This window comes from Bradyrhizobium sp. CIAT3101 (assembly GCF_029714945.1).
Classification (GTDB): Bacteria; Pseudomonadota; Alphaproteobacteria; order Rhizobiales; family Xanthobacteraceae; genus Bradyrhizobium.
Genome location: NZ_CP121634.1, coordinates 4,786,977 through 4,806,051, shown reverse-complemented (window position 1 = coordinate 4,806,051; position 19,075 = coordinate 4,786,977). Strand labels below are relative to the sequence as shown.

Here is a 19,075-nt window from a genome sequence, read left to right as displayed (position 1 = left end):
TTGGAGGACTCGCCTTGAACATCCCGAGCATCGACTTCGATCTGGGCGAAGACATCAGCATGCTGCGCGACACCGTGCGCGCCTTTGTGGAAGCAGAGGTGGCGCCGCGCGCGGCTGAGGTCGAGAAAGCAAACCTGTTCCCGGCCGACCTCTGGAAGCGGTTTGGCGACCTCGGGCTGCTCGGCATGACCGCGCCGGAGCAATATGGCGGCTCCAACATGGGCTATCTCGCTCATGTCGTCGCCATGGAGGAGATTTCGCGCGGTTCGGCGGCCGTTGGCTTGTCTTACGGCGCGCACTCCAATCTCTGCGTCAACCAGATCCGCCGCAACGGCAATGATGCGCAGCGCGAGCGCTATCTGCCGAAACTGATCTCCGGCGAGTTCGTCGGCGCGCTCGCGATGTCCGAGCCCGGCGCCGGCTCCGACGTCGTCTCGATGAAGCTGCGCGCCGACAAGCGCGGCGACCGCTATGTGCTCAACGGCTCGAAGATGTGGATCACCAATGGCGGCGATGCCGACGTGCTGGTGGTCTACGCCAAGACCGATCCGGAGGCCGGCCCGCGCGGCATGACCGCCTTCCTGATCGAGAAAGGCTTCAAGGGTTTCACCCATGGCCAGCATCTCGACAAGCTCGGCATGCGCGGCTCCAACACCTATCCGCTGTTCTTCGACGATTGCGAGGTGCCGGCGGAGAACGTGCTCGGCAATGTGGGCGAGGGCGTCAAGGTTCTGATGTCCGGCCTCGATTACGAGCGCGCGGTGCTCTCCGGCGGCCCGCTCGGGATCATGGCGGCCTGCATGGACGCGGTGGTGCCCTACATGCACGAACGAAAGCAGTTCGGCCAGCCGATCGGCGATTTCCAGCTGATGCAGGGCAAGCTCGCCGACATGTATTCGACCTGGCAGGCGACGCGCGCCTATGTCTACGCCGTGGGCAAGGCCTGTGACCGCGCCAACCACGCGCGTACGCTGCGCAAGGACGCTGCGGCCGCGATCCTGTATTCGGCCGAGAAGGCGACGTGGATGGCGGGCGAAGCGATCCAGGCGCTCGGCGGCGTCGGCTATACGTCCGAGTTTCCGGTCGGCCGGCTCTGGCGCGACGCCAAGCTCTACGAGATCGGCGCGGGCACCTCCGAAGTGCGCCGCATGCTGATCGGCCGTGAGCTGATGGCGGAAACCACCTAAACCCTTCGTAATTACGTCACCAGAAACGCGGGACCTCATGCCGCTCCATTCCAGCATCGATCCATCCTCATCCGATTTTGCGCGCAATGCGGAGGCCATGCGCGGCCTCGTCGCGGACTTGCGCGAAAAACTCAGCCAGGTCGCCGGTGGCGGCGGCGAGGCCTCGCGCAACCGCCACACGTCGCGCGGCAAGATGCTGGCGCGCGAGCGCGTCGATCTGCTGGTCGATCCCGGGACCTCGTTCCTGGAGCTGTCGCCGCTCGCGGCCCACGGCCTCTATGGCGGCGACGTGCATTCGGCGAGCATCGTCACCGGCGTGGGGCGTATCTCGGGACGCGAATGCGTGATCGTCGCCAACGACGCCACCATCAAGGGCGGCACCTATTATCCCATGACCGTGAAGAAGCATCTGCGCGCGCAGGACATCGCGCGGCAGAACAATCTGCCCTGCGTCTACATGGTCGATTCCGGCGGCGCCTTCCTGCCGCTGCAGGACGAGATCTTTCCGGACGAACGCCACTTCGGCCGCATCTTCTACAACCAGGCGCAGATGTCGTCCCAGGGTATTCCGCAGATCGCGATCGTGATGGGCTCCTGCACGGCCGGCGGCGCCTACGTGCCGGCGATGTCGGACGAGAGCATCATCGTGCGCAACCAAGGCACCATCTTCCTCGGCGGCCCGCCGCTGGTGAAGGCCGCGACCGGCGAGGTCGTGAGCGCCGAGGAACTCGGCGGCGCCGACGTGCATTCGCGGCAGTCTGGCGTGACCGATCATTACGCCCAGAACGATGCACACGCGATCGGCATTGCCCGACGCATCGTCGGCACGTTGAAGCCATCCGCGCGGCCGAACCTGAACATGCATCCGCCGCGCGATCCGCTGTTCGCGGCCGAGGAGATCTACGGCGTGGTGCCCGTGGACGGCCGCAAGCCGTTTGACGTGCGCGACATCATTGCGCGCGTGGTCGACGGTTCCGAGTTCGACGAGTTCAAGAAGCTCTACGGCACCACGCTGGTATGCGGTTTCGCCCACATCTGGGGCTATCCGGTCGGTATCATCGCCAACAACGGCATTCTCTTCAGCGAAAGCTCGCTGAAGGGCGCGCATTTCATCGAGCTGTGCTGCCAGCGCGGCATTCCCCTGGTGTTCTTGCAGAACATCACCGGCTTCATGGTCGGCAAGAAATACGAGGCCGGCGGCATCGCGCGCGACGGCGCCAAGCTCGTCACGGCGGTTGCGACCGCCTCGGTGCCGAAATTCACCGTGGTGATCGGCGGCTCTTACGGCGCCGGCAATTACGGCATGTGCGGCCGCGCCTACGCGCCGCGTTTCCTCTGGATGTGGCCGAACGCGCGCATCTCGGTGATGGGTGGCGAGCAGGCCTCGATGGTGCTGAGCCAGGTCCGCCGCGACAACATCGAGGCCAAGGGCGATAGCTGGTCGAAGCAGGAGGAAGACAAGTTCCGCGAGCCGATCCGCGCGCAATATGAGAGCCAGGGGCACCCTTATTACGCGACCGCGCGTCTGTGGGACGACGGCGTGCTTGATCCAGCCGACACGCGGCTCGTGCTCGGCCTCGGCCTCTCGGCGGCGTCGAACGCGCCGATCGAACCGACGAAATTCGGCCTGTTCAGGATGTGATGCGATGGACCGCTCAAAGCTCTACCGCCGTTTTCGCACGCTCCTGATCGCCAACCGCGGCGAGATCGCCTGCCGCGTCATCCGCACCGCGCGTGCCATGGGCCTGCGCACGGTCGCGGTCTATTCCGAGGCCGACCGCGACGCGATGCATGTCGCGCTTGCGGATGAGGCCGTCCTGCTTGGTCCCGCGCGGGCCCGCGACAGCTATCTCAATGTCGAGCGGCTGATCGAGGCCGCGCGCAAGACCGGCGCCGAGGCCGTGCATCCCGGCTACGGCTTCCTGTCGGAGAATGCCGAGTTCGCGCAGGCCTGCCTCGATGCAGGGCTCGTTTTCGTCGGGCCCACGGCCGAGATGATGACGGCGATGGGCTCGAAGTCCGGCTCCAAGGCGCTGATGGAGAAGGCCGGCGTGCCGCTGGTGCCCGGCTATCACGGCGACGCGCAGGACGATGCGACGCTGGCGAAGGCGGCCGAGAAGGTCGGTTTCCCGATCCTGGTGAAGGCGTCGGCCGGCGGCGGCGGCCGCGGCATGCGAATCGTGCGCTCGGCGGCGGAGCTTGGGCCGGCGATCGTCAGCGCCAAGCGCGAGGCCAAGGCCGCGTTCGGCGACGACCGCATGCTGATCGAAAAATATGTCGACAATCCCAGGCATATCGAGGTGCAGATCATCGGCGACAGCCACGGCAATCTGCTGTCGCTGTTCGAGCGCGAATGCACCTTGCAGCGCCGGCACCAGAAGGTGATCGAGGAAGCGCCGTCGCCGACACTCAATCCTGCGCAGCGCGAAACGGTCTGTGCCGCCGCGCGAAAGGCGGCGGGCGCGGTGAACTACGTGGGCGCCGGGACCATCGAGTTCGTCTCCGACGGCAAGGACGTGTTCTTCATCGAGATGAACACGCGTCTCCAGGTCGAGCACCCCGTGACCGAGCTGATATCAGGGGTCGACCTCGTCGAATGGCAGCTGCGCGTCGCTTTCGGCGAGGCGCTGCCGCTGAAGCAGGACGAGATCAAGCTCAACGGCCACGCCGTCGAAGCGCGTGTTTATGCCGAGAACCCGACCAAGAACTTCATGCCGTCGGTTGGTAGGATCTCGACCTGGCGGTTGCCCGCGGAGACCGGCGGCTTGCGCATCGACGCCGGCTATCGCGAGGGCGATACGGTGTCGCCGTATTACGACGCCATGCTCGCAAAGATGATCGCGTGGGCGCCGACGCGCGATGTTGCGATCGACCGGCTCAACCGTGGTCTGGAAGAGTCGGACGTCCGCGGGATCGTCACCAACATCCCGTTCCTGTCGGCGCTGATCACGCACCCAAAGGTGCGGGCCAACGCGATCGACACCGGATTCATCGAGCGCGAGCTGGCGGCCCTGACCTCGGCTGCGCCGGCGCCCGGCGAGCTCGAGCTGTGTGCCGCGGTCGCCGCGATCGTCAACGAGGAACGGCAAGTAGCGCAGGGTGGGGCAAACTCGCCCTGGCAGACCTTCGGCTGGATGCCGGTCGGCCGGCGCCAGCGCAGCTTTGCCTTCCGTGTCGGCCATGGGACCGAGCAGAAGATCAATCTGAACTACGGCAGCGGACCATCGACGCTGGTGATCGGCGAGCGCGAGCTGGCGTTCACGGTTGCGCCGAAGGATGGCGGATTCGACCTGACGCTCGACGGCGTGAAATCCTCCGTCGCGGCCGTGATCGACGGCCATGAGCTGTACCTGCGTACGCGCAACGGCCGCTTCGACCTGCACTGGGTTGACCCGTTCGGCGGCGAGAGCGAGGAGCAGACCGGTGCGGACAAGATCGCGGCCCCGTTGCCGGGCACGGTCGTCGCCGTGCTGGCCGAGGAGGGTGCGAAGCTCGAGAAGGGCGCGCCGATCCTGACACTGGAAGTCATGAAAATGGAGCAGACGCTGCGCGCGCCCTATGCCGGCGTGCTGAAGTTGATCAAGTGCAAGGTCGGCGATATCGTCCAGGAAGGCGTCGAGCTCGCCGTGGTCGAGGCTTCAGAGGAGTGACATGAGCGATCCTGTCCGCATCATCGAAATGGGGCCGCGCGACGGCCTCCAGAACGAGAAGACGCCCGTCAGTGTCGAGGCTCGCATCGCCTTCATCGAGGCGTTGGTCGCGGCCGGGCTCGATACGGTCGAGGTCGGCGCCTTCGTCTCGCCCAAGGCGATCCCGCAGATGGCGAGCTCCGACGCCGTGCTGCGCGGCGTTGCCCATGTGAAGAACGCCGAATTCCACGTGCTGGTGCCGAACGAGAAGGGCTATGACGCGGCGCGCGCCGCCGGCGCGAAGGTGGTCTCCGTGTTCGCCGCAGCCTCCGAAGGTTTTTCGCGCGCCAACATCAACTGCTCGGTTGCGGAGTCCATCGAGCGGTTCAAACCGGTGCTGGTCCGCGCCAAGGCGGACGGCATCCCGGTGCGCGGCTATATCTCCTGCGTGCTTGGCTGTCCCTTCGACGGCGAGATCAAGCCGAAGGCGGTTGCCGATCTCGCCAGCACGCTCTGGGATCTCGGCTGCTACGAGATCTCGCTCGGCGACACCATCGGCGTCGGCACGCCTGACAAGGCCAGGGAGATGCTGCGCGCGGTCGGCGCCAACATACCCGCGTCAAAACTCGCGATGCATTTCCACGACACCTATGGCCAGGCGCTCGCCAATCTCTACGCCGGCCTGGAGGAGGGGGTCCGCGTCATCGACGCGGCCGCCGGAGGGCTGGGCGGCTGTCCCTATGCGCCGGGCGCCACGGGCAATGTCGCGACCGAGGACGTCGTCTACATGCTCGAGGGCATGGGCGTGAGAACGGGCGTCGACATGGAGAGGCTGCTGGCGGCGACCAACGCGATGAGCGTCGTGCTGGGCAAGCCGCCGGTGAGCCGGGTGGCGACGGCGCTGAATGCGAAGAAGAAGCGGGCCAGTTCGTAGGTGCCGTAGGGTGGGCAAAGCGTAGCGTGCCCATCACCTGTTTCGATCATGACGAGATCGTGGGCACGGCGCTGTGCGCCTTTGCCCACCCTACGGCACCTGTTCTGCTTCTACCGGCTTCCGTCCGGCCCCATCACCAGGTCCGGCAACCAGGTCGAGATCTCCGGCACGAGGCACAGCAGCAGTACGGCGCCCATCATCAGCAGCACGAAGGGCAGCGTGCCCCAGATCACCTCGCTGAGTGAAATGTCCGGCGCGACGTTGCGGATGACGAAGATGTTGAGGCCGACGGGCGGATGGATCAGCCCCATCTCCATCACGATGGTCATGACCACGCCGAACCAGATGATGTCGAAATTCGCGGCGCGCAGGGGCGGCAGGATGATCGGCGCGGTCATCAGAATGATCGAGACCGGCGGCAGGAAGAAGCCGAGGACGACGACCATGACGAGGATCGCAAACAGCAGCCCCCAGCGCGGCAGATGCATCGCGACGACGGATTCGGCGACCGATTGCGAGATGTGCAGATAGCTCATCACGTAAGAATAAAGCAGCGACATGCCGATGATCATCATCAGCATGGTCGATTCCCGGATGGTCGATTTCATGATCGGGCCGAGGTCGTCCGGCCGCCACACGCCATAGATCGCCGCGATCAGGCCCAGCGCCAGAAGGCCGCCGAGGCCTGCCGTCTCCGACGGCGTGGCAAAGCCGCCATAAAGTGCCGCCATGACACCGGTCAGCAGCAGCACGAACGGGATCACGCGTGGCAACACGCTGAAGCGTTCGGCGAGCGTGTATTCGTCGCGGGCCAGGATCGCAGCTTCGGGACCGCCATTCTTGTAGGCCGCCTCCGCTGCCGCATATTCCTGACGGAAGCGGATCACGGCATAGGCGCCGAACAGCGAGACCAGCAGCAGCCCGGGGCCAATGCCGGCCAGGAACAGACGCCCCAGCGATTTTTCCGCGGCGACCGCAAACAGGATCATGGTGATCGACGGCGGCAGCAGGATGCCGAGCGTGCCGCCGGCGGCGATGATGCCGGCAGCAAAACCGCCGGAATAGCCACGCTTGCGCATCTCGGGGATGCCGGCCGAGCCGATCGCCGAACAGGTCGCTGGGCTCGAGCCCGCCATCGCCGCGAACAGCGCGCAGGCGAAGACGTTGGCAACGCCGAGGCCGCCGGGCACGCGATGCAGCCAGGCATGCAGCGCCGAATAGAGATCCTGGCCGGCGCGCGATTTGCCGATCGCCGCACCCTTCAGGATGAAAAGCGGGATCGACAGCAGCGTGATCGAGGCCATCTCCTCGTAGACATTCTGCGTCACGGTATCGAGCGACGCGGCAGGCATGTAGATGCCCATGAACACGACCGCGACCGCGCCGAGCGCGAACGCGATCGGCATGCCCGAAAACATCACGAGCAGCGTCGCGATCCCGTAAGCGATACCGATACCGAAAACGCTCATGGACGCTTGGCTCCCGCGAACGGCAGCGCCAGCTGCACGAGGATCTGAATGCACAGCAGGCTCATGCCGAGCGCCATCAGTGAATAGGGAATGGCGAGCGGCGGCGACCACATCGAGTTCGAGACCTGGCCATCGACGTAGGCCTCATGGGCCAGCGTCCACGACTTCCAGGTGAAGAAACCACAGAACAGCAGCGTGGCGACATCAACCAGCCAGAGCCTGACTCGGTTCGCCAGCGGCGACAGCAGGCCAACGAAGGCCTCGATGCCGATATGGCCGCGGTTCTGCTGCACATAGGCCGCCGTCATGAAGGTGGCGCCGACCAGCAGGAATACGGCGGCCTCGTCCTGCCAGTAATTCGCGGCCTTGAACAGCGCGCGGCTCAGCACGCTGTAGCTCAGGATGGCGCACGCGGCGATCAGCGCGACCGCGGCGAACGCGACGATGATGCGGTTGAGGATGGCGAGGCCGCGATCGAGCGCCGCCGCAAGGCCGGTCCTTGCGGCAGCATTCGCCGTGTCGTCACGATCCGTCAGCGGACCGTGGCTCATGCAGCGACGTCGGAGGCGAGCTTGAGCAGGTTCGCAGCGGTCGCGGTCTTGGCGCCGTAATCCTTCCACGCGGTGTCGCGGGCGATGTCGCGCCACTTGCCGACCGTCGCGGCATCGAGCGCCGAGACCTTGGCGCCGGCCTTTTCGTAGACCTTGGCGACCTCGACGTCGTCATCCTGCGCGCCCTTGCGGCCGAAGGTTTCGAGCTCTGCGCCCACAGTGACCAGAATGTCCTGCTGGTTCTTCGGCAGCTTGTCGAAGATCGCCTTCGACATCATCAGCGGCTCGAGCATGAACCAGTAGGATGCGCCCGCACCCGAGGTCAGCGACTTCGCGACCTCTTCGAGACGGAACGAGATCAGGCTGGTGGAGGAGGTGATACCGGCGTCGCAGGCGCCGGTCTGCATCGCGGCGTAGATTTCGTTCGAGGGCACCGACAGCACCGAGGCGCCGGCGGTCTGCAGCACCATGTCCATCTCGCGCGAACCGCCGCGCACCTTCATGCCCTTGGCATCCTCCGGGGCCACGATCGGCTTGGAGCGGCTGGCGACGCCGCCGGCCTGCCACACCCAGCTCAGGAGGATGATGCCCTTGTCGGCGAGGAAGTCGGTCAGCGCCTTGCCGACCGGCTCCTTCTTCCAGCGCATGCCCTGGTCGTAGGTGGTGACGAGGCCGGGCATCAGGCCGATATTTGTCTCCGGCAATTCACCGCCGGCGTAGGGCATCGGATACAGCGAGATGTCGAGCGCGCCCTTGCGCATCGCGGAGAACTGCGCGTTGGTCTTGATCAGCGAGGAGTTCGGATAGATCTCGGCCGCGATGTCGCCGTTGCTGCGCTTACTGACTTCGGCGGCGAACATGCGGCAGAGCCGGTCGCGGAAATCGCCCTTGTCGATGGTGCCACCGGGGAATTGATGCGAGATCTTCAGCGTGGTCGCGGCATGCGCGGTGCCGATGCCGAAGCGGAGAATGGCGGGTGCTGCGACAGCGGTCGCGAGCAGGTGACGACGCGTGAACATGGAGTATCCCCTTGACGGTTCTTTGAACGGCTCTTGTTTGACGTGATTTGGGCGGTCATGAGACCGGCGCGAAGGCCCATCTTAGCCGGTCTTTGCCCTGAACTTCTCTCATCTGATAGTTCGAGACCGAATGCCGCGGCAAGTGTTGACCTTGCTGCGCTGCACACGCCGGGTCCCGCTATTCCCGTTGTTGACAGACGACGTTCGCGCAGGTCCGCCGGACGGTGTGAGAAAAAATCGCAACGTCGCGTAACAAGCAGGCGCGTCGAACCGTCGAGATTGTGTCGCGGCACAAGTCGCTGACGAACACCATCTCGAAGGGATTATGTCTCATGACCATTCGCACCCGCATTGCGCTCGGCGTCTCGGCTGCCGTTCTCTCGCTGGGCCTCGCGCTGTCGCCCGCCGCTTTCGCCCAGGACAAGATGGGCAAGGACGACGGCATGATGAAAAAGGACACGATGTCCAAGGACGGCATGAAGAAGGACACCATGTCCAAGGACGACGGCATGAAGAAGGATACGATGTCGAAGGATGGGATGAAGAAAGACGACGGGATGATGAAGAAGAACTGATCTCATGCCGTCATGCCGGGCACCCTCGCGAGGCGAGCCCGGCATGCGCTGATCCAGGCTCGGTCGATGGCCTGCCATCGTGCGCACGCGTTCGCGCGGACGGAGCTGGTAGCGCCGTCAGGATTCGACCTGAAGCACATCCGCTTCAGGTCAAATCTTGTTGAGAGTTACTTCCGCTTGGCCTTGCGGGCCGCGTAACGGGCGTCGCGCTTGGCCTTTTGCTCGGCTTCGAGTTCGGCCTGTCTGGCGACCGCCTCTTCGGCTTCGCGGGCGATGCGCGCCGCTTCGGCGGCAGCAGCCTCTTCCGCGACGCGCTTCTGCTCGGCCTTTTCAGCCTCGCGAGCGGCCTTCACCTCGGCGCGCTTGGCTGCGAGTGCCTCGCGCTCGGCACGCTTCGCCGCGACCGCGGGATCGTCGTGCCCCGGCTGCGACTTGAATTTGTTTAAAAGATTTTTGCGTGCGTCCTGCGCCGCCTTTTGCCGGTCTGCAAACCCGGGTTCCCTGAATCCACTCATCGACGAGCCTTGTCTTCCTCGCTTTCGATCCTACATCACTGCCTGTTGGTACGTCGGCTGGGCACAAGCAGGCACCACACGACGCAGAAGCGTGTACATCGCCGTGCGCCGTGAAGCCACCCATAATCGCAGCCGATCAGGTCAACGAAAATCGCTTACCCAGCCGATCCTTCGTAGCCCGGAAAAACTGCCGAATTGTGATGCCCTTCATAAGGGCACCCAGCGGCGGCGCCTAGCGTCCGCCCCAATACGAGACGGAGCATGGGCATGATCTATTTCCGGCTAAGCCTGAAAGCCCTTGCAGTCACGGTCGCCACAGCGGCAGTTGTGGGTACGGTGCTGTTGCTTGCCCGCCCGCACCCCATCGAGAGCACCGTTCTGGGGGGCGCATGGGAGTGCACCCAGACCGCGTTCATCCTGACGAGCTGTGCGCCGCGCGCGCAGCAGGCCATCCCGGCGGTCGAGACCTTGCGCAAGGAGGCGCGGAGGGCAACGCGGGGCTGAGTGGCGATGCGGAGCGCAGGATGTGACGCGACGTCGCAGAGGTGATAAAGGGCCTCACCGAGCGCGATAGGTCCCCATGTCCGAGCCTGACTCCAAGCCTGACACCACCAAGAAGCCCAGTGCGCCGGCAAATCCCCAATCCGGTGACAACCGTCGTGGTGCCATCGCCGGGCTGATCATCGCCGCTGTGATCCTCGGTGTCGGGCTGTGGCTTGCCCGCGACCTCACGGCTGCCAGCAAGCTGCAGGATTGCCTGATGTCGGGGCGGAGCAATTGCAATGTGATCGAGCCGGCCCGCTAGGCCGGTCTTGCTGGACGCGTCCGGACGAAAAATTGCCGTGATCTTAAACATTTGTAACGGGACATAGCCGGCCTGTCAGGTCAGTTTGACAGGTCAGTCATGTCCGTCGGCATCACCCAGGCGCGACCCGAATCGTCTATCGCGCGTGGACCACGGCAATTGCGAAAGTTGAGGGGTAAGCACGCATGAGTGCGTCCAGCCGCATGAAGATCATCATTCCCATGGTTTCGGCCATGTCGTTGCTGGCACTGTCCGCGCAAGCGCAGGACGCCGCGCCGAGGGGCCCCGGCCAGCCGCCAGGGCAGGGCGCAGGTGGTCCACCCCCGGCCAATCAGAACATGCGCAAGGGTCCTCCGCCGCAGCAGGCCGTGCACCCCGGGCCTCAGCCCGGCGGTCAGGCCCACATGGCTCCGGCCCCAGGAGCAGGGCCAGCAGCCGCTCCCGGCCCGCATGGTCCCGGACCGCGCAATGCCGGTGGCCCGCCGCCGGGACCCGGCCGCTACATGGCACGCGGCCCCGCGCCGGCGCGTGATTGGGGCGGACATGCCTATCGCGGCAACCTTGCCTGGGACGGTGGACGCTGGCGCCACGAGGTCCACAACGGCCGCTCCGGCTGGTGGTGGGATGTCGGCGGCGTCTGGTACTATTATCCCCAGCGGATGGACGGCCCGCCCGCCTACATTTCCGAGGACTATATCGACGATGTGCCGGTGGCCTACGCGCCGCCCGGTCCGCCGGTCGCCTATGAACCGCCGCCTCCACCGCCGCCGGCAGATCCCGGCGCGAGCGCGCTCGGCGGAGCCATCGTCGGCGGCGTGCTTGGCGGCCTGATTTCCGGCAACGCCACGGGTGCGGCCGCAGGCGCCGTGATCGGCGGCGCAACCGGGGCGATCGCCGGCGCCACCGCCGCATCGCGCCCCGGTTACTATCTCGCTCAGGGCAATTGCTATTACCGCTATCCGAGCGGCCAGTATGTGCAGACCGATCCGCGCGCCTGCTACTGAACCTCTCAAAGCGTAATCCAACACGAATGAGGCGGGCCCGGTGCCCGCCTCATTTGCGTTTGCTTCCATCGGGAGACGAGGTCTGACAACGTTGCTGGGACGCACAACCAAGGCGTGCGACCGCGTTGCGCTCAGGAGACCAGCCAGGTCAGGAACGCCATCGCGGCCCAGACCAGGCCGCCGATCCAGATTGTCATCACCAGGACGATGGCGGCGAGGAGGGAGAGACCGAACAGGTCGGTCTTGCGCGATGATGCGTGAGCCCGTGCTGCGGCTTCGGCCTTGTGTGTCATGAGGCGAACAGCCATCCTTCCTGTGTCGCGTTCTTGCGGCGCTTAAGACGCTGTTTAGCGAACGCGCCGGAACTCGGCTGTGATGCACTTCACAGATCGCCGGAATGAAAGCCGGGCCTCACCGGTTTGTGCGCGCGGCGCCGTGAGGCAACACGCTGTTGCCGAGCGGACAATATCCGTCGCAACCGACTCCGAACGTGAACCCGTCGACGGGGCCGGCTGTTTGCAGAATGAGGAAAATACGAAGATCAGCGCAATCGGGTTTCGCGCCCGTCTTCGCGCTTTTGACGTGACATCGTCTGCGAGAAGCGAGCCCGCGCAGCTCCCGGTCGCAACGACAGATTCGTCGCGGTACCATCGTGCGGAAACGCGCACGCCGGTGCGACTTTCGTCCTCCGCAATCATACGGACGAAATTGCCACGCACTTGTCCAGATCGGACGGTTAAACTTGGCCGCATGTGTACCAAGTACGACCCCCAGCATGAAGCCGAGGCGGCGATGAAGCGCGCCGCGGCGTCCGAAGGGCCCGATCGGCAACGACTGATCGAACTGGCCCTGGCCTGGCATCAGCTCGCTCGCGATCGGCGCGACGACGAGCGACAAAGCTGATTTTCGTCTAACGGACAGCTGCGCCCGATTCGGGATATTGGCATTCGAGTCTTGCCATTCGAGTCTCTTGGCACCCGTCATGAGAAAGCCCCGTGCTCGGGGGGACAAGCACGGGGCCCTTCAAAGCCGACCGGGGCTGGCAGGTCGGCACCACTCTGTTTCGTCGCATCAACGTGCCGATCGCGATCTCGTTCCCGCGCAGCGGTTGCATTTTGTCGAAAGAACGACCCGATCGATGCGTGTTGGTCGTGGCTTGCGAAACGTGTCGTTAAGACATGCGTCGTGCCGCATTCTGTGGTGATGATTCGTATTTTGGGAACGGAGCGGAGTCGAACCGTGAACAATCGGAGCGCTCGACCGTGCGGAGCCGAGTTCAGGCCGAAGTTGGAATCACTCCACCGCCGACGGCTCTTTCTGGTGGCCTCGACGCGTCCAGGCGTGAACGGCGGAGGCGAGCTGATGCTGGCTCATGGCGGCATCCGCAATGGACGCCTGCGCCATCTCGATCCGCTTTGCGATCGCGCCGGAGTTGACGTCCACGACTGCGTCGAGCACGAGAAACGACATCGCGACGATCGCCACAGCACAGGCAATCCCCATTCTCGTCAATTCGGCTCGCGGCATCGATCGTCCTAACCGGGCGCAGGTCGCCCGCCGCGCATAGATAGGGCGCACCTGCGCGGTTCAAAGGCCGAGGCGAGGGTGCCCACGCGTTCGTGAAAGATGACGGATGTGTTATGGCGCGTCGACGCGCGCGTTAATGATGAACGCCGGCGCGCGCCAGCAAAACTGAGGCTGGCGATCCCAGCAGGACTCGAACCTGCAACCCGCGGAGTAGAAATCCGCTACTCTATCCAGTTGAGCTATGGGACCGTCCTGGGCCACCCGGTCTAGGGGGGCTGGCTGTCATATAGCATGCCAATATGAAAAATCTGGTGTTTCGCCAAGCCTGAACCGAACCGTTTTCCTCGATGGCGCGACAAAGCGGAACGGCGGAGTGTCAGGGTGCCGGGTTGAGCGGCAGCGTACTGGACGATGGATCACATCGCCGGGGGCGCTGATGAGCTTCCGGGACACGGCTGCCGGACGACTGGTCCGATATTGCTGCGCCACAGGACGGCGTGCGCGGCGATAGCGCGATCGGTCTCCTCTGGGCGTGCCTTGCCATGGCGAATGCGACGTTTTGCACCTCTGGTTCCATCGCCATGAGTCTGTCACCTTTCCGCGCATTTTATGCGCCCGCGGCGTTCGTCCGCGATTTCCGGGAGTCCCTACATGATCGGTCTGGTTCGCGCCGTCACAATCTGCGCCGCGCTGGCGCTTGGCCTGAGCGCCGCACACGCGGCGGATAAGGCGTTCAAGCGCGACGATCTCGCTGATTCCGCCATCAAGCTGGAGGCGCAGATCAAGAGCGAGGCGGGGCCGGTCGCCAAAACCGGGGCGACCTTGCGCACCGACGCGGATGCCGCCTTCAAGCGCAACGACTACCGCACCGGGCTCTCGGTCCTCGGCCAGATCGCCGCGGTCACACCTGACGACGCCGGCAACTGGCTGCGGCTCGCAAAGGTGATCTTCCAGATCACGCCGAAGAGCTCGAGCGAGCAGACCTTCCTGCTGGAGCGCGCCTCGACCGCCGCCTACATCGCCTACCAGCGCGCCGGCAATCCGGGCGAGGAGGCCGATGCGCTCGCCGTGCTCGGCAAATCGCTGTCCGAGCGCAAGCTGTGGCGGCCGGCACTGGATGCCCTGCGGCTGTCGCTGGACATGCGCGAGGTCGCGGACGTTCGCGGCAGCTACGAGAAACTGCGCGACGAGCACGGCTTCCGGCTGCTCGACTATACCGTGGACTCGGATTCGGCGAGCCCGCGCGCCTGCTTCCAGTTCTCGGAAGAGCTGGCCAAGCGCACCGATTTCGCGCCGTTCCTGGCGCTTGCCGGCCAGGACAAGCCGGCGCTGTCGGCCGAAGGCAAGCAGCTTTGCGTCGATGGGCTGAAGCACGGCGAACGTTACAATATCAATCTCCGCGCCGGCCTGCCGTCGACCGTGAAGGAGGGCCTGCCGAAATCGGCCGAGTTCAACATCTATGTGCGCGACCGCAAGCCGTTCGTGCGCTTCACCAGCCGCGCCTACGTGTTGCCGCGCACCGGCCAGCGCGGCATTCCCGTGGTCAGCGTCAACACGCCCGCGGTGAACATCAACGTGTTCCGGATCGGCGATCGCAACCTGATCAACACCGTGGTCGACAGCGACTTCCAGAAGACGCTGTCGAAGTACCAGCTTGGCGATCTCGGCGACGAGCGCGGCGTAAAAGTCTGGTCCGGCGAGCTTGCGACCGCGATGACACTGAACCAGGACGTCATCACCGCGTTTCCGGTCGACCAGGCGCTGGGTGAGCTCCAGCCCGGCGTCTATGTGATGACGGCGGCGGCCAAGGGCCCGGGCAGCGACGACGACAACCAGCTCGCCACCCAATGGTTCATCGTTTCGGATCTCGGCGTCACGGCCTATTCCGGTAATGACGGCATCCATGTGTTCGTCAATTCGCTGGCCTCGACCGATCCGGTCGGCAAAGCCGAGGTGCGGCTGGTCGCACGCAACAACGAAATTTTGGCGACGCGCAAGACCGACGAGTCCGGCCATGTGTTGTTCGAGGCGGGGCTCGCGCGCGGCGAGGGCGGCCTGTCGCCGGCGATGCTGACCGTCACCGGCGAGAAGGCCGATTACGCGTTCCTCAGCCTCAAGACCTCGGCCTTTGATCTGTCCGACCGCGGTGTCGCGGGTCGCGTGGTGCCATCGGGCGCCGACGCCTTCGTCTATGCCGAGCGCGGCGTCTACCGCTCCAGCGAGACGGTCTATCTGACTGCGCTGCTGCGCGACGGGCAGGGCAATGCCGTCAATGGCGGGCCGCTGACCCTGGTGATCGAGCGTCCCGACGGTGTCGAATACCGTCGCGCCGTGCTGGCTGACCAAGGTGCCGGCGGCCGGACGCTATCCGTGCCGCTGAACTCGGCCGTTCCGACAGGCACCTGGCGGGTGCGCGCCTTCACCGATCCGAAGGGATCTTCGGTTGGCGAGACCACCTTCATGGTCGAGGACTACGTCCCCGATCGGATCGAATTTGATTTGTCCGCCAAGGACAAGCTGATCAAAGCTAACGCTCCTGTGGAGCTCAAGGCGGACGGTCATTTCCTCTATGGCGCGCCGGCGTCGGGCCTTCAGCTCGAAGGCGACATGCTGATTGCGCCGGCTTCGGAGCGGCCGGGCTTTGCCGGCTACCAGTTCGGCGTCGATGACGAGCAGACCACCTCGAACGAGCGCACACCGCTGGAGAACCTGCCCGAGGCCGACGCCAATGGCGTGGCGACCTTCCCGGTGACGCTGGAGAAGCAGCCGGCCTCGACCCGTCCGCAGGAGGCGCAGATCTTCGTCCGCATGGTCGAGACGGGCGGGCGCGCCGTCGAGCGCAAGCTGGTGCTGCCGGTCGCACCCGCGACCGCGCTGATCGGCATCAAGCCGCTGTTCGGCGACAAGAACGTGGCGGAGGGCGACAAGGCCGAGTTCGACATCGTGTTCGTTTCTCCCGAGGGCAAGACGCTTCCCCGCGACGGGCTGCGCTACGAGCTCCTGAGGATGGAGTCGCGCTACCAATGGTACCGCCAGAACAATTATTGGGAGTACGAGCCGGTCAAGTCGACCTCGCGCGTGGCCGATGGTGACGTCACCATCGCCGCCGACAAGCCGTCCCGGATTTCGCTCGCGCCCCAGCCCGGCCGCTACCGGCTCGATGTGAAGTCGAACGATGCCGACGGCCCCGTCACCTCGGTGCAGTTCGACGTCGGCTGGTATTCCGACGGCAGCGCCGATACGCCGGATCTGCTGGAGACCTCGATCGACAAGCCGCAATATGCGTCCGGCGACACCATGACCGTGTCGGTCAATGTCCGTTCCGCCGGCAAGCTCACCGTCAACGTGCTCGGCGATCGCCTGCTGACGACGCAGACCATCGACGTCAAGGAAGGCACCGCGCAGGTCAAACTCCCGGTCGGCAAGGACTGGGGCACCGGCGCTTACGTGGTGGCGACGCTGCGCCGTCCGCTCGACGCGGCGGCCCAGCGCATGCCGGGCCGCGCGATCGGCCTGAAATGGTTCGGCATCGACAAGCAGAGCCGCACGCTCCAGGTCAAGCTGACGCCGCCGGCGCTGATCCGGCCCAACGCGAAGCTGAAGATCCCGGTCAGGCTCGACGGACTCAATCCGGGCGAGGACGCGAAAATCGTCATCGCTGCGGTCGATGTCGGTATCCTCAACCTCACCAACTACAAGCCGCCGGCGCCGGATGATTATTATCTCGGCCAGCGCCGCCTGAGCGCGGAGATCCGCGATCTCTATGGGCAGCTGATTGACGGCATGTCGGGTACGCGCGGCCAGATCAAATCCGGCGGTGACGCCGGCGCGGCCGAACTGCAGGGTTCGCCGCCTGCGCAGAAGCCGCTGGCTCTCTACTCGGGCATCGTCACCGTCGGTGCCGACGGCACCGCCGAAGTGAGCTTCGACATTCCGGAGTTCGCCGGCACGGCGCGCGTGATGGCAGTGGCGTGGACCGCGACCAAGCTCGGCCGCGCCAACACCGACGTCGTGATCCGCGATCCCGTGGTGCTGACCACGACCCTGCCGCGCTTCCTGCTCAACGGCGACCATGGCACGGTTAATCTCGAGATCGACAACGTCGAGGGCCAGGCCGGCGACTACGTCATCAACGTCAAGACGGGCGGTCCGGTGAAGATGACCGGCAATCCCGCCACCACCGTCAAGCTCGCCGCCAAGCAGCGCAACTCGTTCGCGCTCGCGATCGACGCGACCGCGGCGGGATCGGCGACGCTCGACGTCGACATCAAGGGGCCGAATGGCCCGACGCTGGCGCGCCACTATGCGCTCGACGTCAAGGCGGCAACGCAGGTGCTGGCGCGGCGCTCGATCCGGACGTTGGCGAAGGGCGAGAGCCTGACGCTGACCTCGGACATGTTCTCCGACCTCGTGCCGGGCACCGGCAGCGTCTCGGTTTCGGCGAGCCTGTCGACGGCGCTCGATGCGGCGACGATCCTCAAGGCGCTCGACCGCTATCCCTATGGCTGCTCGGAGCAGATCACGAGCCGCGCCATGCCGCTGCTCTACGTCAACGATCTTGCGGCCGGCGCGCATCTGGCCATGGACACCGAGGTCGACCAGCGCATCCGCGACGCCATCGAGCGGTTATTGGCCCGTCAGGGATCCAATGGCTCGTTCGGTCTGTGGTCGGCCGGAGGTGACGACGCGTGGCTCGATGCATACGTGACGGACTTCCTGACCCGCGCCCGCGAAAAGGGCTTTGTGGTGCCGGACGTGCTGTTCAAGAACGCGCTGGATCGTATCCGCAACTCCGTCGTCAACGGCAATGAGCCGGAGAAGGATGGCGGGCGCGATCTCGCCTACGGCCTCTATGTGCTGGCCCGCAACGGCGCTGCTCCCATCGGCGATCTCCGTTATCTCGCCGACACCAAACTGAGTAACCTCGCAACCCCGATTGCGAAGTCTCAGCTCGCGGCAGCGCTGGCGCTGGTCGGCGATCGCAACCGCGCGGAGCGGGTCTATGGCGCAGCCCTCGACAGCCTCGCGCCAAAGCCGGTGCTGGAATTCGGCCGCACCGATTACGGCTCGCAGCTGCGCGATGCTGCGGCTCTCGTCTCGCTCGCGAGCGAAGGCAACGCGCCCAAGGCAACGCTGACGCAGGCGGTGGCACGGGTCGAGACCGCGCGCGGGCTCACGCCCTACACCTCGACGCAGGAGAATGCGTGGCTGGTGCTGGCGGCCCGCGCCTTGGCCAAGGAGAACCTCTCGCTCGAGGTCGACGGCCAGAGCGTCAAGACCGCGCTCTATCGCAGCTACAAGGCGGATACGCTGACCGGCAAGCCGCTGAAGATCACCAACACCGGCGATGCGCCCGTGCAGGCGGTGATCTCGGTGTCGGGCTCGCCGATCACGCCAGAGCCGGCCGCGTCGAACGGCTTCAAGATCGAGCGCAACTACTTCACGCTCGACGGCAAGCCCGCCGATATCAGCAAGGTCAAGCAGAACGATCGCTTCGCCGTGGTGTTGAAGATTACGGAAGCGAAGCCCGAGTACGGCCACATCATGGTGTCGGACTATCTGCCGGCAGGCCTGGAGATCGACAATCCAAAACTGGTGTCGTCGGGTGACAGCGGCACGCTGGACTGGATCGAGGACGGCCAGGAGCCGGAGGATACCGAGTTCCGCGATGACCGCTTCACGGCGGCCGTGGATCGCGCCTCGGACTCCAAGGCGGTCTTCACCGTCGCCTACGTCGTGCGCGTCGTTTCGCCCGGCAAATACGTGCTGCCGCAGGCCTATGTCGAGGACATGTACAATCCCTCGCGCTATGGCCGCACGGGTACCGGCACGGTCGAGGTGCGGGCGGCGAAGTGAGGCG

The 19,075-nt window shown here is 65.3% G+C and carries 16 protein-coding genes and 1 tRNA gene; 9 read left to right on the top strand and 8 right to left on the bottom strand.

Going from position 1 to position 19,075, the window contains the following annotated elements; translation table 11 throughout:
• Positions 1 to 14 precede the first annotated feature (14 nt).
• From QA645_RS22685 to QA645_RS22670, 4 genes are read left to right on the top strand one after another with little or no spacing between them, the layout of a single operon-like run.
• Positions 15 to 1,187, top strand: coding sequence for an isovaleryl-CoA dehydrogenase (locus QA645_RS22685; RefSeq protein WP_349253134.1), 1,173 nt, complete (start codon positions 15 to 17; stop codon positions 1,185 to 1,187).
• 37 nt (positions 1,188 to 1,224) lie between these two features.
• Complete coding sequence (locus QA645_RS22680) at positions 1,225 to 2,829, top strand: carboxyl transferase domain-containing protein (protein WP_283043987.1); 1,605 nt, start codon at positions 1,225 to 1,227, stop codon at positions 2,827 to 2,829.
• 4 nt (positions 2,830 to 2,833) lie between these two features.
• Complete coding sequence (locus tag QA645_RS22675) at positions 2,834 to 4,837, top strand: acetyl/propionyl/methylcrotonyl-CoA carboxylase subunit alpha (RefSeq protein ID WP_283043986.1); 2,004 nt, start codon at positions 2,834 to 2,836, stop codon at positions 4,835 to 4,837.
• Position 4,838: 1 nt separating this feature from the next.
• Positions 4,839 to 5,750 carry a hydroxymethylglutaryl-CoA lyase gene (locus QA645_RS22670; RefSeq protein WP_283043985.1) on the top strand — a complete coding sequence of 304 codons (912 nt, stop codon included), beginning with the start codon at positions 4,839 to 4,841 and terminating at the stop codon, positions 5,748 to 5,750.
• 110 nt (positions 5,751 to 5,860) lie between these two features.
• Here the strand turns inward: QA645_RS22670 and QA645_RS22665 are convergent, their stop codons facing one another.
• From QA645_RS22665 to dctP, 3 genes are read right to left on the bottom strand one after another with little or no spacing between them, the layout of a single operon-like run.
• Positions 5,861 to 7,219: a TRAP transporter large permease gene (locus QA645_RS22665; RefSeq protein ID WP_254131356.1), complete on the bottom strand. Its 1,359-nt coding sequence runs from the start codon at positions 7,217 to 7,219 to the stop codon at positions 5,861 to 5,863.
• A complete protein-coding gene (locus QA645_RS22660) occupies positions 7,216 to 7,770 on the bottom strand; it encodes a TRAP transporter small permease (RefSeq protein WP_254131357.1) in 555 nt (184 codons plus the stop codon). The genes QA645_RS22665 and QA645_RS22660 overlap by 4 nt, the downstream gene beginning before the upstream one ends.
• Positions 7,767 to 8,789 carry a TRAP transporter substrate-binding protein DctP gene (dctP, locus tag QA645_RS22655; RefSeq protein ID WP_254131358.1) on the bottom strand — a complete coding sequence of 341 codons (1,023 nt, stop codon included), beginning with the start codon at positions 8,787 to 8,789 and terminating at the stop codon, positions 7,767 to 7,769. Before dctP ends, QA645_RS22660 begins: the two co-directional genes overlap by 4 nt.
• A 332-nt stretch (positions 8,790 to 9,121) precedes the next feature.
• Here dctP and QA645_RS22650 point away from each other — a divergent pair, with 332 nt between their 5' ends.
• Positions 9,122 to 9,364, top strand: a complete 243-nt coding sequence (locus QA645_RS22650) for a pentapeptide MXKDX repeat protein (RefSeq protein ID WP_254193646.1) — start codon at positions 9,122 to 9,124, stop codon at positions 9,362 to 9,364.
• 167 nt (positions 9,365 to 9,531) lie between these two features.
• Here the strand turns inward: QA645_RS22650 and QA645_RS22645 are convergent, their stop codons facing one another.
• The gene (locus QA645_RS22645; protein WP_254131360.1) at positions 9,532 to 9,879 is read right to left on the bottom strand and encodes a DUF6481 family protein; all 348 of its coding nucleotides are present in this window, start codon (positions 9,877 to 9,879) and stop codon (positions 9,532 to 9,534) included.
• Positions 9,880 to 10,140: 261 nt separating this feature from the next.
• Here QA645_RS22645 and QA645_RS22640 point away from each other — a divergent pair, with 261 nt between their 5' ends.
• The 3 genes from QA645_RS22640 (at position 10,141) to QA645_RS22630 (ending at position 11,688) form a co-directional block, all read left to right on the top strand.
• Positions 10,141 to 10,383: a hypothetical protein gene (locus QA645_RS22640; protein ID WP_283043984.1), complete on the top strand. Its 243-nt coding sequence runs from the start codon at positions 10,141 to 10,143 to the stop codon at positions 10,381 to 10,383.
• A gap of 76 nt (positions 10,384 to 10,459) precedes the next feature.
• Positions 10,460 to 10,684, top strand: coding sequence for a hypothetical protein (locus QA645_RS22635; RefSeq protein ID WP_283043983.1), 225 nt, complete (start codon positions 10,460 to 10,462; stop codon positions 10,682 to 10,684).
• Between the two features lie 185 nt (positions 10,685 to 10,869).
• Positions 10,870 to 11,688, top strand: coding sequence for a hypothetical protein (locus QA645_RS22630; RefSeq protein ID WP_283043982.1), 819 nt, complete (start codon positions 10,870 to 10,872; stop codon positions 11,686 to 11,688).
• Positions 11,689 to 11,819: 131 nt separating this feature from the next.
• Here QA645_RS22630 and QA645_RS22625 read toward each other — a convergent pair whose 3' ends face one another.
• The 4 genes from QA645_RS22625 to QA645_RS22610 form a co-directional block, all read right to left on the bottom strand.
• Positions 11,820 to 11,981, bottom strand: coding sequence for a hypothetical protein (locus QA645_RS22625; RefSeq protein WP_283043981.1), 162 nt, complete (start codon positions 11,979 to 11,981; stop codon positions 11,820 to 11,822).
• A gap of 118 nt (positions 11,982 to 12,099) precedes the next feature.
• On the bottom strand, positions 12,100 to 12,672 hold the full coding sequence (locus QA645_RS22620) for a hypothetical protein (RefSeq protein ID WP_283043980.1): 573 nt from the start codon (positions 12,670 to 12,672) through the stop codon (positions 12,100 to 12,102).
• 309 nt (positions 12,673 to 12,981) lie between these two features.
• Positions 12,982 to 13,215 carry a hypothetical protein gene (locus tag QA645_RS22615; protein WP_254131365.1) on the bottom strand — a complete coding sequence of 78 codons (234 nt, stop codon included), beginning with the start codon at positions 13,213 to 13,215 and terminating at the stop codon, positions 12,982 to 12,984.
• 172 nt (positions 13,216 to 13,387) lie between these two features.
• Positions 13,388 to 13,464: transfer RNA gene (locus QA645_RS22610), tRNA-Arg, on the bottom strand.
• A 402-nt stretch (positions 13,465 to 13,866) separates the two neighbouring features.
• Between QA645_RS22610 and QA645_RS22605 the strand changes: the two genes are divergently transcribed.
• The gene (locus tag QA645_RS22605; protein WP_283043979.1) at positions 13,867 to 19,071 is read left to right on the top strand and encodes an alpha-2-macroglobulin; all 5,205 of its coding nucleotides are present in this window, start codon (positions 13,867 to 13,869) and stop codon (positions 19,069 to 19,071) included.
• The last annotated feature ends 4 nt before the right edge of the window (positions 19,072 to 19,075 follow it).

Coding starts and splice junctions, on each gene's coding strand:
- QA645_RS22680 (WP_283043987.1), top strand. CDS start 1,225: ATGCCGCTCCATTCCAGCATCGATCCATCCTCATCCGATTTTGCGCGC.
- QA645_RS22675 (WP_283043986.1), top strand. CDS start 2,834: ATGGACCGCTCAAAGCTCTACCGCCGTTTTCGCACGCTCCTGATCGCC.
- QA645_RS22670 (WP_283043985.1), top strand. CDS start 4,839: ATGAGCGATCCTGTCCGCATCATCGAAATGGGGCCGCGCGACGGCCTC.
- QA645_RS22665 (WP_254131356.1), bottom strand. CDS start 7,219: ATGAGCGTTTTCGGTATCGGTATCGCTTACGGGATCGCGACGCTGCTC.
- QA645_RS22660 (WP_254131357.1), bottom strand. CDS start 7,770: ATGAGCCACGGTCCGCTGACGGATCGTGACGACACGGCGAATGCTGCC.
- dctP (WP_254131358.1), bottom strand. CDS start 8,789: ATGTTCACGCGTCGTCACCTGCTCGCGACCGCTGTCGCAGCACCCGCC.
- QA645_RS22650 (WP_254193646.1), top strand. CDS start 9,122: ATGACCATTCGCACCCGCATTGCGCTCGGCGTCTCGGCTGCCGTTCTC.
- QA645_RS22645 (WP_254131360.1), bottom strand. CDS start 9,879: ATGAGTGGATTCAGGGAACCCGGGTTTGCAGACCGGCAAAAGGCGGCG.
- QA645_RS22640 (WP_283043984.1), top strand. CDS start 10,141: ATGGGCATGATCTATTTCCGGCTAAGCCTGAAAGCCCTTGCAGTCACG.
- QA645_RS22635 (WP_283043983.1), top strand. CDS start 10,460: ATGTCCGAGCCTGACTCCAAGCCTGACACCACCAAGAAGCCCAGTGCG.
- QA645_RS22630 (WP_283043982.1), top strand. CDS start 10,870: ATGAGTGCGTCCAGCCGCATGAAGATCATCATTCCCATGGTTTCGGCC.
- QA645_RS22625 (WP_283043981.1), bottom strand. CDS start 11,981: ATGACACACAAGGCCGAAGCCGCAGCACGGGCTCACGCATCATCGCGC.
- QA645_RS22620 (WP_283043980.1), bottom strand. CDS start 12,672: ATGACGGGTGCCAAGAGACTCGAATGGCAAGACTCGAATGCCAATATC.
- QA645_RS22615 (WP_254131365.1), bottom strand. CDS start 13,215: ATGCCGCGAGCCGAATTGACGAGAATGGGGATTGCCTGTGCTGTGGCG.
- QA645_RS22605 (WP_283043979.1), top strand. CDS start 13,867: ATGATCGGTCTGGTTCGCGCCGTCACAATCTGCGCCGCGCTGGCGCTT.